At 64.6% G+C, this 13272-nt stretch carries 10 protein-coding genes; 6 read left to right on the forward strand and 4 right to left on the reverse strand.

Features of this window, described 5'->3' with window-relative positions:
• Positions 1-5 precede the first annotated feature (5 nt).
• The 4 genes from FXB38_RS17580 to hpaR all read right to left on the reverse strand — a co-directional run bounded on the left by FXB38_RS17580 (position 6) and on the right by hpaR (position 6647).
• A complete protein-coding gene (locus FXB38_RS17580; protein ID WP_148752118.1) occupies positions 6-3275 on the reverse strand; it encodes a transglutaminase family protein in 3270 nt (1089 codons plus the stop codon).
• 202 nt (positions 3276-3477) lie between these two features.
• On the reverse strand, positions 3478-5001 hold the full coding sequence (locus FXB38_RS17585; RefSeq protein WP_148752119.1) for a UxaA family hydrolase: 1524 nt from the start codon (positions 4999-5001) through the stop codon (positions 3478-3480).
• Between the two features lie 157 nt (positions 5002-5158).
• Positions 5159-5935, reverse strand: coding sequence for an HpcH/HpaI aldolase family protein (locus FXB38_RS17590; protein WP_148752120.1), 777 nt, complete (start codon positions 5933-5935; stop codon positions 5159-5161).
• A gap of 193 nt (positions 5936-6128) precedes the next feature.
• A complete protein-coding gene (hpaR, locus tag FXB38_RS17595; protein WP_148752121.1) occupies positions 6129-6647 on the reverse strand; it encodes a homoprotocatechuate degradation operon regulator HpaR in 519 nt (172 codons plus the stop codon).
• 112 nt (positions 6648-6759) lie between these two features.
• Here hpaR and hpaH point away from each other — a divergent pair, with 112 nt between their 5' ends.
• From hpaH to FXB38_RS17625, 6 genes are all read left to right on the forward strand, one after another.
• Positions 6760-7566: a 2-oxo-hept-4-ene-1,7-dioate hydratase gene (gene hpaH / locus FXB38_RS17600; protein WP_148752122.1), complete on the forward strand. Its 807-nt coding sequence runs from the start codon at positions 6760-6762 to the stop codon at positions 7564-7566.
• A 32-nt stretch (positions 7567-7598) separates the two neighbouring features.
• Positions 7599-7997: a 5-carboxymethyl-2-hydroxymuconate Delta-isomerase gene (locus FXB38_RS17605; protein WP_148752123.1), complete on the forward strand. Its 399-nt coding sequence runs from the start codon at positions 7599-7601 to the stop codon at positions 7995-7997.
• Positions 7990-9528, forward strand: a complete 1539-nt coding sequence (gene hpaE / locus FXB38_RS17610; RefSeq protein WP_148752124.1) for a 5-carboxymethyl-2-hydroxymuconate semialdehyde dehydrogenase — start codon at positions 7990-7992, stop codon at positions 9526-9528. Before FXB38_RS17605 ends, hpaE begins: the two co-directional genes overlap by 8 nt.
• Positions 9529-9655: 127 nt before the next feature.
• Positions 9656-10639 carry a 3,4-dihydroxyphenylacetate 2,3-dioxygenase gene (gene hpaD / locus FXB38_RS17615; RefSeq protein ID WP_148752125.1) on the forward strand — a complete coding sequence of 328 codons (984 nt, stop codon included), beginning with the start codon at positions 9656-9658 and terminating at the stop codon, positions 10637-10639.
• Positions 10640-10642: 3 nt separating this feature from the next.
• Positions 10643-11512, forward strand: a complete 870-nt coding sequence (locus FXB38_RS17620) for a fumarylacetoacetate hydrolase family protein (RefSeq protein WP_148752126.1) — start codon at positions 10643-10645, stop codon at positions 11510-11512.
• A gap of 25 nt (positions 11513-11537) precedes the next feature.
• Positions 11538-13163 carry a thiamine pyrophosphate-dependent enzyme gene (locus tag FXB38_RS17625; RefSeq protein ID WP_148752127.1) on the forward strand — a complete coding sequence of 542 codons (1626 nt, stop codon included), beginning with the start codon at positions 11538-11540 and terminating at the stop codon, positions 13161-13163.
• Positions 13164-13272 lie beyond the last annotated feature (109 nt).

Consider the following 13272-nt stretch of genomic DNA (forward strand, 5'->3'; position numbering starts at 1 on the left):
CATACTCATTGCAGGAGCGGTGTCCGCAAGTCGAGGGTCAGCGGGAATTCATTTGTGCGTTCCTCGGGCGGGGGCTGCATGGGGCCCGGCGTATGGCCGTGGTCCTGGAAGCGCGCCAGCCGCCGCGCCTCGGCCTCGTAGGTGTTGACCGGCTTGGTGTCGTAGCTGCGGCCGCCGGGATGGGCGACGTGATAGACGCAGCCGCCGAGCGAGCGGCCGTTCCAGGTATCGATCAGGTCAAACGTCAGCGGCGCATGGACCGGAATGGTCGGGTGCAGGCCGGAGGCCGGCTGCCAGGCCTTGAAGCGGACACCCGCCACGGCCTCCCCCGAGCGTCCGGTCGACGTCATCGGCAGGCGGCGGCCGTTGCAGGTCACGACATGGCGGCCCTCGACGAAGCCGTCGGCCTTGACCTGGAGCCGTTCGACGGACGAGTCGACATAGCGCACCGTGCCGCCGGCCGAGCCCTCCTCGCCCAGCACGTGCCAAGGCTCCAATGCCTGGCGCAGCTCCAGCGTCACGCCGCCATGATGGATGCGGCCGAAGGCGGGGAAGCGGAATTCGAGCTGGGCCAGATACCATTCCGGCTCGAACGGATAGCCCGAGCTCTTGAGCTCGGAGAGCACGTCCTGAAAATCTTCCCAGATGAAATGCGGCAGCATGAAGCGGTCATGCAGCGCGGTGCCCCAGCGCACGAACTTGCCTTGTTGCGGCTCGCGCCAGAATTTTGCGATCAGCGCCCTGATCAGGAGCTGCTGCGCCAGCGACATCCGCGGATCCGGCGGCATTTCGAGCGCGCGGAATTCGACCAGGCCGAGCCGGCCGGTGGGGCTATCCGGCGAATAGAGCTTGTCGATGCAGATCTCGGCGCGGTGGGTGTTGCCGGTGATGTCGACCAGCAGATGCCGGAACAGCCGGTCAACCAGCCACAGCGGCGTCTGATAGCCCGGCGGCGGCACGTGCGAGAGTGCGATCTCGAGCTCGTAGATGCTGTCGTGACGGGCCTCGTCGATGCGCGGCGCCTGGCTGGTCGGGCCGATGAACAGGCCGGAGAAGAAATAGGACAGCGACGGATGCCGCTGCCAGTACAGCACCAGGCTCTTCAAGAGATCGGGGCGGCGCAGGAACGGCGAATCCTGCGGACTGGAGCCGCCGACCACGACGTGGTTGCCGCCGCCGGTGCCGGTGTGGCGGCCATCGACCAGGAAGCGGTTGGCGCCGAGGCGTATCTTGCCGGCATCCTCATAGAGCCCGACGGTGATGTCGACCGCCTCGCGCCAATTCTTTGCGGGCTGAACGTTGACCTCGATGACGCCGGGGTCAGGCGTCACCTTGATGACCTCGATGCGCGGATCGAACGGCGGCGCATAGCCCTCGACATGGACCTGGAGCTGCATCTCCTCGGCGGTGGCTTCGACCGCCGCGATCATCTCGAGATAATCCTCGATACGCTCCACCGGCGGCATGAAGGCGCAGATCACGCCGTCGCGGACCTCGATCGACAGTGCCGTGCGGACGGGGACGGACGTATTGAGCTTCTCGGGCGCGACCCGCGGCGACGCTGTCGGGCGCTCCGGGAGCGTGAACACCGGCAGCTTGCCGCGCGCCTCCAGCGGGTCCTGCTCGACGATGTAGGGATATTCACTGGGCGGGACGTAGCCGAGCGAACCGATCGGCAGGCGCAGGCCGAGCGGCGAATCGCCCGGCATCAGGAACAGATGATTGCGCCGGAGCTGCCAGCGCTCGCTGCGCCAGCGTGGCGGCGCGTTCCAGCGCTGCACCGGCAGCACGAAACCGCGTGGCTTGCGGAGGCCCTCATCGAACACCCGCGCCATGCGCGCGCGTTCCTCCGGATTGGACAATTTGGAGTCGGACGGATCGACGTTGACGGGAAGATCGGCCTCCTTCTGAAGCCAGTAGACGGTGTCCTCATAGGCCGGAATGACATAGCCGGGATCGAGCCCGAGCCGTGCCGCCGTGCCCTCCATGAAGTCTTCGGCGTCCTCGGTCACGGCGAGCTTGGGCTTCTCGATCCTGGCGATGAGGTCGCCATTCTTCCAGATCGGCACGCCGTCCTTGCGCCAGTACAGGCCAAAGGCCCAGCGCGGCAGGCTTTCGCCGGGATACCATTTGCCCTGGCCGTAATGCAGCAGGCCGCCCGGCGCGAATCGATTGCGCAGACGGCGGATCAGATCGTCGCCGAGCGCGCGCTTGGTCGGGCCGACCGCTTCCGTATTCCACTCCGCCGCTTCGAGATCGTCGACCGAGACGAAGGTCGGCTCGCCGCCCATGGTGAGCCGCACGTCCTGCGCAGCGAGATCGCCGTCGACCTGCTCGCCGAGATCGTTGAGCCGCGTCCAGGAGTCATCGGAGAACGGCTTTGTGATGCGCGGCGCCTCGCGGATGCGGCGGACGCTCATGTCGAAGGCGAATTCGACCTCGGCAAAGCCCGCGCCACCGGAGATCGGCGCGGCCGAACGATAATGCGGCGTGGCGGCAACTGGGATGTGCCCCTCGCCCGCGAGCATGCCCGAGGTCCCATCAAACCCGATCCAGCCCGCGCCCGGCAGATAGACCTCGGCCCAGGCGTGCAGATCGGTGAAGTCGTTCTCCACCTCCGGCGGCCCCTCGATCGGATCGATGTCGGGGCGGATCTGGATGAGATAGCCGGACACGAAGCGCGCGGCGAGGCCAAGATGGCGGAAGGTCTGGATCAACAGCCAGGCGGAGTCGCGGCAGGAGCCGGCGCAGGATGTGAGCGTCTCCTCCGGCGTCTGCACGCCGGGCTCCATGCGAATGACGTAGTTGATCTTCTGTTGCAGTTCCCTGTTCAGATCGACCAGGAAATTGACGGTATTCGGGGCCTCGCGCGGGATCGAGGCGAGATATTTTGCGAATGCGGGATCGGGCTTGATGATCTCGAGATACGGCGCAAGCTCGGCCTTGAGGTCTTTCGGGTATTCGAACGGAAAGCTGTCGGCGTAAGGTTCGACGAAGAAGTCGAATGGATTGACCGTGGTCATCTGTGCCGTGAAATCGACTTCGATCTTCAGCTCGGTCGTTTTCTCCGGGAAGACGTAACGGGCGATCCAGTTACCTAGCGGATCCTGCTGCCAGTTCACGAAGTGATTGGCCGGCGTGACCTTGAGCGAATAGCTCAGGATCGGCGTGCGCGTGTGCGGCGCCGGCCGCAGACGGATGGTCTGCGGTCCCAGATCGATCGGGCGGTCGTATTTGTAGTGCGTGACGTGGTGTAATGCGACGTAGATCGACACGGGGTGCGGTGCTCCAGCAGCTTTTTTGAGCAGAACACCGCTGGTGACCTCGATCAAGCATTAACAACGGGCAGACCGTGCCCATTGCAGAAGCGGTAGATTTTACATGCCGTCATTCCGGGATGGTCCGAAGGACCAGACCCGGAATCTCGAGATTCCGGGTTCGATGCTTCGCATCGCCCCGGAATGACGGCAGCAGATCTCACATCGTCGCGCCCAGCACCCAGGGCGCGAATTCGGCACCGCCGAAATCAAAGCTTTCGCTCTTGGTCGGCTGGCCGGATGCGGTCTTGAGGATGAGATCGAAGATACGCTGACCGCACTCCTGCACGCTCTCCTCGCCTTCGAGGATGGTGCCACAATTGACGTCCATGTCCTCTTCCATGCGCTTGTACATGGGCGTGTTGGTGGCGAGCTTGATCGAGGGCGCGGGCTTGCAGCCGAACACGCTGCCGCGGCCGGTGGTGAAGCAGACGAGGTTGGCGCCGCCGGCGACCTGGCCGGTGGCGGCGACCGGATCGTAGCCGGGCGTGTCCATGAACACGAAGCCGCGCTTGGTCACCGGCTCGGCGTAACGCAGCACGTCGACCAGATTGGTGGTCCCGGCCTTCGCCATCGCGCCGAGCGACTTTTCCAGAATCGTGGTGAGGCCGCCGGCCTTGTTGCCGGGGCTTGGATTGGCGTTCATCTCGGCGCCTTCGCGCTCGGTGTATTCGTCCCACCAGCGCATCAGATCGACCAGCTTCTCGCCGACCTCGCGGCTGACCGCGCGGCGCGTGAGCAGATGCTCGGCGCCGTAGGTCTCCGGCGTCTCCGACAGGATCACGGTGCCGCCGTGACGGACGATGAGGTCGCTCGCCGCACCCAGCGCCGGATTGGCCGATACGCCGGAATAGCCGTCCGAGCCGCCGCATTGCAGCGCCACGGTCAATTCACTCACCGGCACGGACTCGCGCTTGACCTTATTGGAATCCGCAAGAGCCTCGCGCACGAAGGCGATGCCGGCCTCCACCGTCTTGCGGGTGCCGCCGACCTCCTGGATGTCCATCGCGCGCAGGCGGCCGGCGAGCTTCTGCTCCTCCATGAGCCCGCCGATCTGGTTCACCTCGCAACCGAGGCCAAGCACGATGACGTGGGAGAAATTAACGTGCCGCGCATAGCCGCCGAGCGTGCGGCGGAGCAGCGCCAGCGGCTCGTTCTGCGTCATGCCGCAGCCGGTCTTGTGCGTCAGCGCGACGACGCCGTCGACATTGGGGAAATCGGCCAGCGGATTGTCGCCGGTGAAGGGATTCTTCTTGAAGACGTCGGCAACGAGACCCGCGACATGCGCGCTGCAATTCACCGAGGTGAGGATGCCGATATAGTTGCGCGTGGCGACGCGGCCGTCCGGGCGGCGGATGCCCTCGAAGGTCGCCGGCAGGTCGAAATTCGGCGTCGGCTTGACGTCGGCGCAATAGGCATAGTCCTTGGCGAAATCGCCCATGCCGATGTTCTGCACGTGCACGTGCTGGCCCGGCGCGATCGGAATGGTCGCAAAGCCGATGATCTGACCGTAGCGGATGACAGGCTCGCCCACTGCGATCGGCTTGATCGCGACCTTGTGGCCGGAGGGAATGCGCTCGACCGTGGTCACGCCGTCAGCCACCAGTGTCCCCGGCGGCAGGCTCGCGCGCGCGATCAGCACGCCATCAGCGGGATGCAGGCGGATGACGGGGCTGATGGTCATGGGTATCTCCTGTATCGAAACTATCGTGCCCCGGATGCTGCGCAGCGCGAAAGCGGTGCGCTGCTAAGCCGGGGCCCATGCGTGAGGTTGGCTTCTGGGTCCCGGCTCTGCGGAGCGGCACTGCGTGCCGCACCGCGTCCGGGGACACAGAGAGTCATCAAGCCTTGCCGCCGGAATCCTTGCGGGTCGCATTCACCTGCATCTTGGCAAAGGTCGTCATCAGGCCGACCTCGTTCGAGAGGGTCACCAGCTTGAAGCCCATGTTGATGGCGCGCGCAGCACCCTCGGCGCCGCTGCAATGGATGCCCGCGTTGAGGCCGCGCTTGGCGCACTCCTTGATGATCTTGTCGTAGATCGCGAGGATCTCGGGCTCGCTGCGGTCGAGCTTCGGCTCGAGGCCGTAGGAGAAGCCGAGGTCGGACGGGCCGATATAGACGCCGTCGATGCCCTCGACGTCGAAGATCGCTTCCATGTTCTCGACTGCGGTCTTGGTCTCCATCATCGGCAGCAGCACGATGTCGTCGTTGGCCGTCTTCTGGTAGGAACCCGCGGTGCCGTACATGCCGGCGCGGATCGGGCCGTTCGAGCGGACGCCCTTCGGCGGATATTTCGAATAGGACACGAGGTTCCTGGCCTCCTGCGCCGTGTTGACCATCGGGCAGATCACGCCATAGGCGCCGCCGTCGAGCACCTTGCCGATGATGCCGGGCTCGTTCCAGGGCACGCGGACCATCGGGGTGACCGGATGCTTGTCCATGGCCTGGAAGCACTGCACCATCGACTGATAATCCTGCACGCCGTGCTGGATGTCGACGGTGACGCTGTCGAAGCCGCATTGCGCGATCATCTCAGCGGAGAAGCCGGAGGGAATAGCCAGCCACGCATTGACCACGGCCTTGCCCGACTTCCAGATTTCCTTGACCTTGTTCGCCACGTTGCCTTCCTTCTCAGTTGTTCTCGCTCGCCGTCGTGCCGGCGACCTGTTCGCCGAAGCTCAAGCGAAGCACTCCGGAACTTCTCTATTCTGACGCTCTGGATCGCCTCGCCTTTGTGCGTCTCGCGGCACTTTGAGCGAAAAAACGCGCGGATGTCCATGGTTCTCGCTGCGCGGGCGCGCATATCTGGTCTCACTCCTCGGCTGTTGTCTCGTCCGCGGCGCCAGGTGCGGCAAGACTGCGCTCGAGCTCGCCCAGCATCTCCTGCAACTCCGCGAGCTTGCGCGCGCCGAAGCGCTGCGTGATCTCGGCATAGATCGCTTCCGAGGACGGCGCCACGGAGGCCATCAGCTTCACGCCGTCCCTGGAGATCGAGACCATGCTGCGGCGCTGGTCCGCCTTCGCGGTCTTGCGCTCGATCAGGTTGCGCGCCTCGAGATCGCGCAGGATGCGTGACAGGCTCGGCCCAAGGAGAAACGCGGTGCGCGCGAGTTCCGTGACCTCGGCGGCCTCGATGGACGCGAGCGCACGCAGGATGCGCCATTGCTGCTCGGTCAGGCCGTGCTCGCGCAGCGATGGGCGAAATTGCCGCATCACCGCCTCGCGTGCCCGCAACAGCAACATCGGCAACGATCGCGAGAAATCGCGCATCGGCACCTGCCGCGCGGCAGGCGCGCTTGCGTTCTCGGAATCAGCCGGTCTCTTCGTCATGACGCCCTTTCAGACTGCAAAACGTTTGCAGTGCAGCAAGCCCGAATTGTGATTGACGCATTCACTTAACATGTTAAGTATCTCCGGGCACCACGATTTTGGTCGATCACCGATGGCGCTTTCCAAAGACGATATCCAAGCTTGCGCGAACCGTCTGCATCAGGCGGAGAAGACGCGCGTGCAGATCCGGCAGCTCTCGCAGGACTTCCCCGATATCACCATCGCCCATGCCTACGCGATTCAGAAGGCCTGGGTCGACATCAAGATCGCCGAGGGTCGCCGCGTCAAAGGCCACAAGATCGGCCTGACCTCGAAGGCGATGCAGAGCGCGCTCAATATCGACGAGCCGGATTCGGGCGTGCTGCTCGACGACATGTTCTTCGCCGATGGCGGCATGGTCCCGACCGAGCGCTTCATCGCAACCCGCGTCGAGGCCGAGCTCGCCTTCGTCATGAGCAAGCGGCTCGAAGGTCCCAACTGCACGATGTTCGACGTGCTCAATGCCACCGACTTCGTGGTTCCGGCGCTGGAGATTCTGGACACGCGGATCGAGCGCGTCGATCCCAAGACGAAAGCCACGCGAAAAATCTACGATACCATCGCCGACAACGCGGCGAATGCCGGCATCGTGCTCGGCGGCCGGCCGATCCGTCCGCTCGATGCCGATTTGCGCTGGATCGGCGCGCTTTGCTTCAAGAACGGCCAGCTCGAAGAAACCGGCCTCGCCGCCGGCGTGCTCAATCACCCCGCGACTGCAGTTGCGTGGCTTGCGAACAAGATCGCGCCGCTTGGGCTCGCGCTCGAGCCCGGCCAAATCGTGCTCGCCGGCTCCTTCATCCGTCCGATCGAGACCCGTAAGGGCGACACAATTCAAGCCGATTATGGCGCCTACGGCTCGGTCAGCTGCTACTTCGCCTAAGGCAATTAGACGACCCAGGGAGTGAAACCGCCATGCCGCATTTCACGATCGAATATTCGGCCAATCTCGATCACCGTGTCGACATCGGCGCCGTCTGCGAGATCGTGCGCAAGGCGGCGGTCGAAACCGGCATCTTCCCGCTCGGCGGCATCCGCGTTCGTGCCATCCGCTGCGAGCACTATGCGGTCGCCGATAACAGGCACGATTACGGCTTTCTCGACATGGTGCTGCGCATCGGTGAAGGCCGCGATCTCGCCACGCGGCAGAAGGCCGGCGAGCATGTCTTTGAGGCGCTCTCGAAACATCTCGATCCCGTTTTTGCCGCCAGCAAGTTCGCCTTGTCGTTCGACATGCAGATCAACGACAAGGACACCAGCTGGAAGCGCAACAACATCCACGACGCATTGAAAGTGGTGGCCGCCCATGGATAAGCCCACGCCGAAAGCCGATGTATTCCAGGCCAACCGCGACCGCGCAGCACCCCTGCTTAAAGGGCTACAGGCGGACGGCATCGGCCACATGATCGACGGCAAGATTGTCCCGTCGATCTCGGGCCGGACCTTTGAGACAAAGTCGCCGGTCGATGGCGCAACGCTCGCGAGCGTCGCCAGCGGCAATGCCGAGGACATCGACGCCGCAGCAACGGCTGCTGCGCTGGCCTTCAAATCATGGCGCGACATGGGCCCCGTCACGCGGAAGAAGCTGCTGCATCGCGTTGCAGACGCGATCGAGGACAATGCTGAAGACATCGCCGTGCTCGAATGCATCGACACCGGCCAGGCCTATCGCTTCATGGCCAAGGCCGCGATTCGCGCCGCGGAAAACTTCCGGTTCTTCGCCGACAAATGCGCCGAGGCGCGCGACGGCCAGAACACGCCGAGCGACGAGCACTGGAATATCTCCACCCGCGTGCCGATCGGCCCGGTCGGCGTGATTACGCCGTGGAACACGCCATTCATGCTCTCGACGTGGAAGATCGCCCCTGCGCTGGCGGCGGGCTGCACCGTCGTGCACAAGCCGGCCGAGTGGTCGCCGGTGACGGCATCCATTCTAGCCAGGCTCGTCAAGGAAGCCGGCGTACCCGATGGCGTGTTCAACACCGTGCACGGTTTTGGCGAAGAGGCCGGCAAGGCTTTGACAGAACATCCCGCCATCAAGGCGATCGGCTTCGTCGGCGAAAGCGCGACGGGATCGGCGATCATGATTCAGGGCGCGCCGACCTTGAAGCGCGTGCATTTCGAGCTCGGCGGCAAGAACCCCGTGATCGTGTTCGACGACGCCGATCTCGACCGCGCGCTCGATGCCGTCGTGTTCATGATCTACTCGCTCAACGGCGAGCGCTGCACGTCATCGAGCCGCCTGCTGATCCAGCAAAGCATCGCGGACAAGTTCATCGAACGGCTGACCGCACGCGTGAGGGCGCTGAAGGTCGGCCACCCCCTCGATCCCGCGACCGAAATCGGGCCGCTGATCCACGAGCGGCACCTCGCAAAAGTCTGCTCCTATTTCGACGTGGCGCGCCAGGACGGCGCCACGATCGCGGTCGGCGGCAAGGCTTATGACGGCCCGGGCGGCGGACATTATGTCGAGCCCACTCTAGTGACCGGCGCGAGCGGCAAGATGCGCGTGGCGCAGGAAGAGGTGTTCGGCCCCTTCCTCACCGTGCTGCCCTTCAAGGACGAAGCGGACGCGATCGAGATCGCAAACGACATCCGCTATGGCCTCACCGGCTATGTCTGGACCAACGATGTCGGCCGGAGCTTGCGCGTTGCCGACGCGCTGGAGGCCGGCATGATCTGGTTGAACTCGGAGAACGTCCGCCATCTGCCGACCCCGTTCGGCGGCATGAAGGCCTCCGGCATCGGCCGCGACGGTGGCGACTATTCGTTCGACTTCTACATGGAAACCAAGCATGTCTCGCTGGCGCGGGGCACGCACAAGATTCAGAAACTGGGAATTTGACTGTCATTCCGGGGCGGCTCGAAGAGCCGAACCCGGAATCCATCGCGCAGCAGAGTTAGTGGAAGAATGGATTCCGGGCTCGCGCTCCGCGCGCCCCGGAATGACAAGGGCCGAGAGGGGAAACGCAATGCCCGTACCGCAACATATCTTCGAGCCGCCGTTCAACATCATCCGCTCCAGCCACGTCGTGCTCGACGTGATCGATCTGAAGCTGAGCCGGGCGTTCTACGAGACCGTCGTCGGCCTGCATGTCGAGGATGCCGACGACAAATGCGTTTACCTTCGCGCCGCCGAGGAGCATCAGCATCACTCGCTGGTGCTGCGCAAGGCAGCCGTGCCCGCCTGTAACAGGCTCGGCTTCAAGGTCGGCAATGACGGCGACCTCGACAAGGCCGCAAAGTTTCTTTCCGAGAACGGTCTTGGCTACGCCTTCGGCGACCAGCCGTTCCAGGGCCGCACGCTGCAGTTCACCGACCCCTTCGGCTTCCAGATCGAGCTCTATGCGTCGATGGACCGCAGACCGCATCTGCTCCGCCGCTACGACCTCTACAGGGGATGCCATCCGCAGCGGCTCGATCATTTCAACGTCTTCGCCGCCGAGGTGCAGGACACGGTCGACTTCTATGCGCGGCTGGGCTTCCGCCTCACCGAATATGCCGAAGAGGACGGACCGAACGGTCGTATCGCAGCGGCCTGGATGCATCGCAAGGGCAACGTCCACGATTTCGCGATCACCAACGGCAAGGGCCCGCGGCTGCACCATTTCGCCTATTGGACGCCGACGGCGATGAACATCATCCATCTCTGCGACGTCATGGCTTCCGCAGGTTTCGTGAAGAATATCGAGCGCGGACCGGGGCGCCACGGCATCTCGAATGCGTTCTTCCTCTACGTTCGCGATCCTGATGGACACCGCCTCGAGCTCTACACCAGCGACTACTTTACGGGCGATCACGACCACGAGCCGCTGCGCTGGTCGCTGCGCGATCCGCGCCGCCAGACCCTGTGGGGCGCGCCGGCGCCACGCTCCTGGTTCGAGCAAGGCTCGTCGTTCTCAGGCCAAGCCGTGCGTGAGCCAAAGTTCGTGGCCGACGTGCTGGTGGCGGATTAAGCGATGAAGCTCCCTCGCCTCGCCACCTATTCCGTCAAGGGTGCAACCCGGTACGGCGCCGTCCTGGAGGGCGGCATCGTCGATCTCTCCCCGCGCCACGCCAAGGACTATCCGACGCTGCGCGAGGTGATTGCGGCAGGAAAGCTCGCGGGCCTTGCCGAAGCGGCCGCCAGCCTTACGCCCGATCACGCGCTTGGTGACGTCATCTGGCTGCCGCCGGTGCCTGCGCCGGAAAAGATCATCTGCATCGGCGTCAACTATCCCGACCGCAATGCTGAGTACAAGGACGGCCAGGACGCGCCGAAATATCCGAGCATGTTCATGCGCTCGCCCCGCTCCTTCGTCGGCCACGACACGCCGCTGGTGCGCCCGCGCGCATCCGCGCAGCTCGATTACGAGGGCGAGATCGTGCTGGTGATCGGCAAGCCCGGCCGGCACATTGCGGAAGACGCCGCGCTCGATCACATCGCAGCCCTCACGCTCTGCAACGAAGGCTCGGTGCGCGACTGGCTGCGCCACGCCAAATTCAACGTCACGCAGGGCAAGAACTTCGATTCCAGCGGCAGCCTCGGGCCTTGGCTCGTGCCCTACACCAGGGAAGCGCAAATCGCTGACATTCGCCTCACCACGCATGTCAACGGCGAGCTGCGGCAGGACGACCGTACCAGCCGGCTGATGTTTCCGTTCCGCTATCTCATCAGCTATATCTCGACTTTCGCGACGCTGGTCCCCGGCGACATCATCGTCACGGGCACGCCGACCGGCGCCGGTGCTCGGTTCGATCCGCCGCGCTATTTGAAGCCCGGCGATGTCATCGAGGTCGCGGCCGAGGGCATCGGATCCTTGCGCAACGGCGTCGTCGACGAAGCCTGAACAACATCACGAATGGAATGATGCAATGACCACCCTCACCGGCGGCGAAGCGATCGTAAGCGGGCTCGTCGCCCACGGCGTCGACACCGTGTTCGGCCTGCCCGGCGCGCAGGTCTATGGCCTGTTCGACGCCTTCCACCAGGCCCAGCTCAAGGTGATCGGCGCGCGGCACGAGCAGGCCTGCGGGTACATGGCGTTCGGCTATGCCCGCTCCAGCGGCAGACCCGGCGTGTTCAGCGTGGTGCCCGGCCCCGGCGTGCTCAATGCCAGCGCGGCGCTGCTCACCGCTTACGGCTGCAACGAGCCGGTGCTGTGCGTGACGGGCCAGGTGCCGACGCAGTTTCTCGGCAAGGGCCGTGGTCATCTGCACGAGATGCCGGACCAGCTCGCCACCTTGCGCACCTATGTGAAGTGGGCGGACCGCATCGAGCATCCCGGCAATGCGCCGACGACCGTGGCGCGTGCGTTCCAGGAGATGACATCGGGACGGCGCGGTCCGGCGTCGGTCGAGATGCCCTGGGACATTTTTACCCAGCGCGCCGACACGGCCGCCGCGCAGGTGCTGGAGCCGCTGCCCGCGCCGCTGCCCGACCCTGACATGATCAGGCAGGCCGCAGCACTCATCAAGAGCAGCAAGGCGCCGATGATCTTCGTCGGCAGCGGCGCGATCGAGGCACGCAAGGAGATTCTCGAGCTCGCCGAGATGATCGACGCGCCTGTGGTCGCCTTCCGCAGCGGCCGCGGCATCGTCTCCAATGCGCACGAGCTTGGCCTCACCATGGCCGCCGCCTACAAGCTGTGGCCGAAGACGGATCTGATGATCGGCATCGGCTCGCGGCTGGAGCTGCCGACCATGTCACGCTGGCCCTATCGTCCCGACGGGCTGAAGAGCATCCGCATCGACATCGATCCTGTCGAGATGCGGCGCTTCATCTCTGATACCGCCATCGTCGCCGACGCCAAGACCGCGACCGCCGATCTCACTGCCGCCGTCAGCAAGGCGGGCTACAGCAAGACCGCCGGCCGCCGCGCCGCGATCCGCGAGGCCAGTGCAACCGCGCTGGCGGAGATCCAGCGCATCCAGCCGCAGATGGCGTATCTGAGCATCCTGCGCGAGGTGCTGCCAGCGAATGCGATCGTCACCGACGAACTCTCGCAGTTCGGCTTTGCCTCCTGGTACGGCTTTCCGATCTACGAGCCGCGCACCTTCATCACCTCAGGCTATCAGGGAACGCTCGGCTCGGGCTTCCCGACTGCGCTCGGCGCCAAGGTCGCCAATCCCGACAGGCCGGTGGTGGCGATCACCGGCGACGGCGGCTTCATGTTCGGCGTGCAGGAGCTTGCCACCGCCGTGCAATTCAATATCGGCGTGGTGACGCTGGTGTTCAACAACAACGCCTACGGCAATGTCCGCCGCGACCAGCGCGAACGTTTCGACGGCCGCGTGGTGGCAGCCGATCTGGTCAATCCCGACTTCGTCAAGCTCGCGGAATCCTTCGGCGTTGCCGCCGCGCGCGTCACTGCGCCCGATCAGTTCAAGGCGGCGATGGAGAAGGCGCTTAGCCACAGCGGACCGTATCTGATCTCGGTCGAGGTGACGCGGGACTCCGAAGTCAGCCCGTGGGCGTTCATTCACCCGCCGAAGCCGTAATCGAAGCATCGTCTTCCGGGACTGTCCAGCGGATGGATTGGTAACAGAACAGACCGGATGGATGGGTGACACTGTTCATGATTTGGTGGGCTCCGGCGCTGCGCTAGCG

This window comes from Bradyrhizobium cytisi, assembly GCF_008123515.1.
Lineage (GTDB): Bacteria > Pseudomonadota > Alphaproteobacteria > Rhizobiales > Xanthobacteraceae > Bradyrhizobium > Bradyrhizobium cytisi.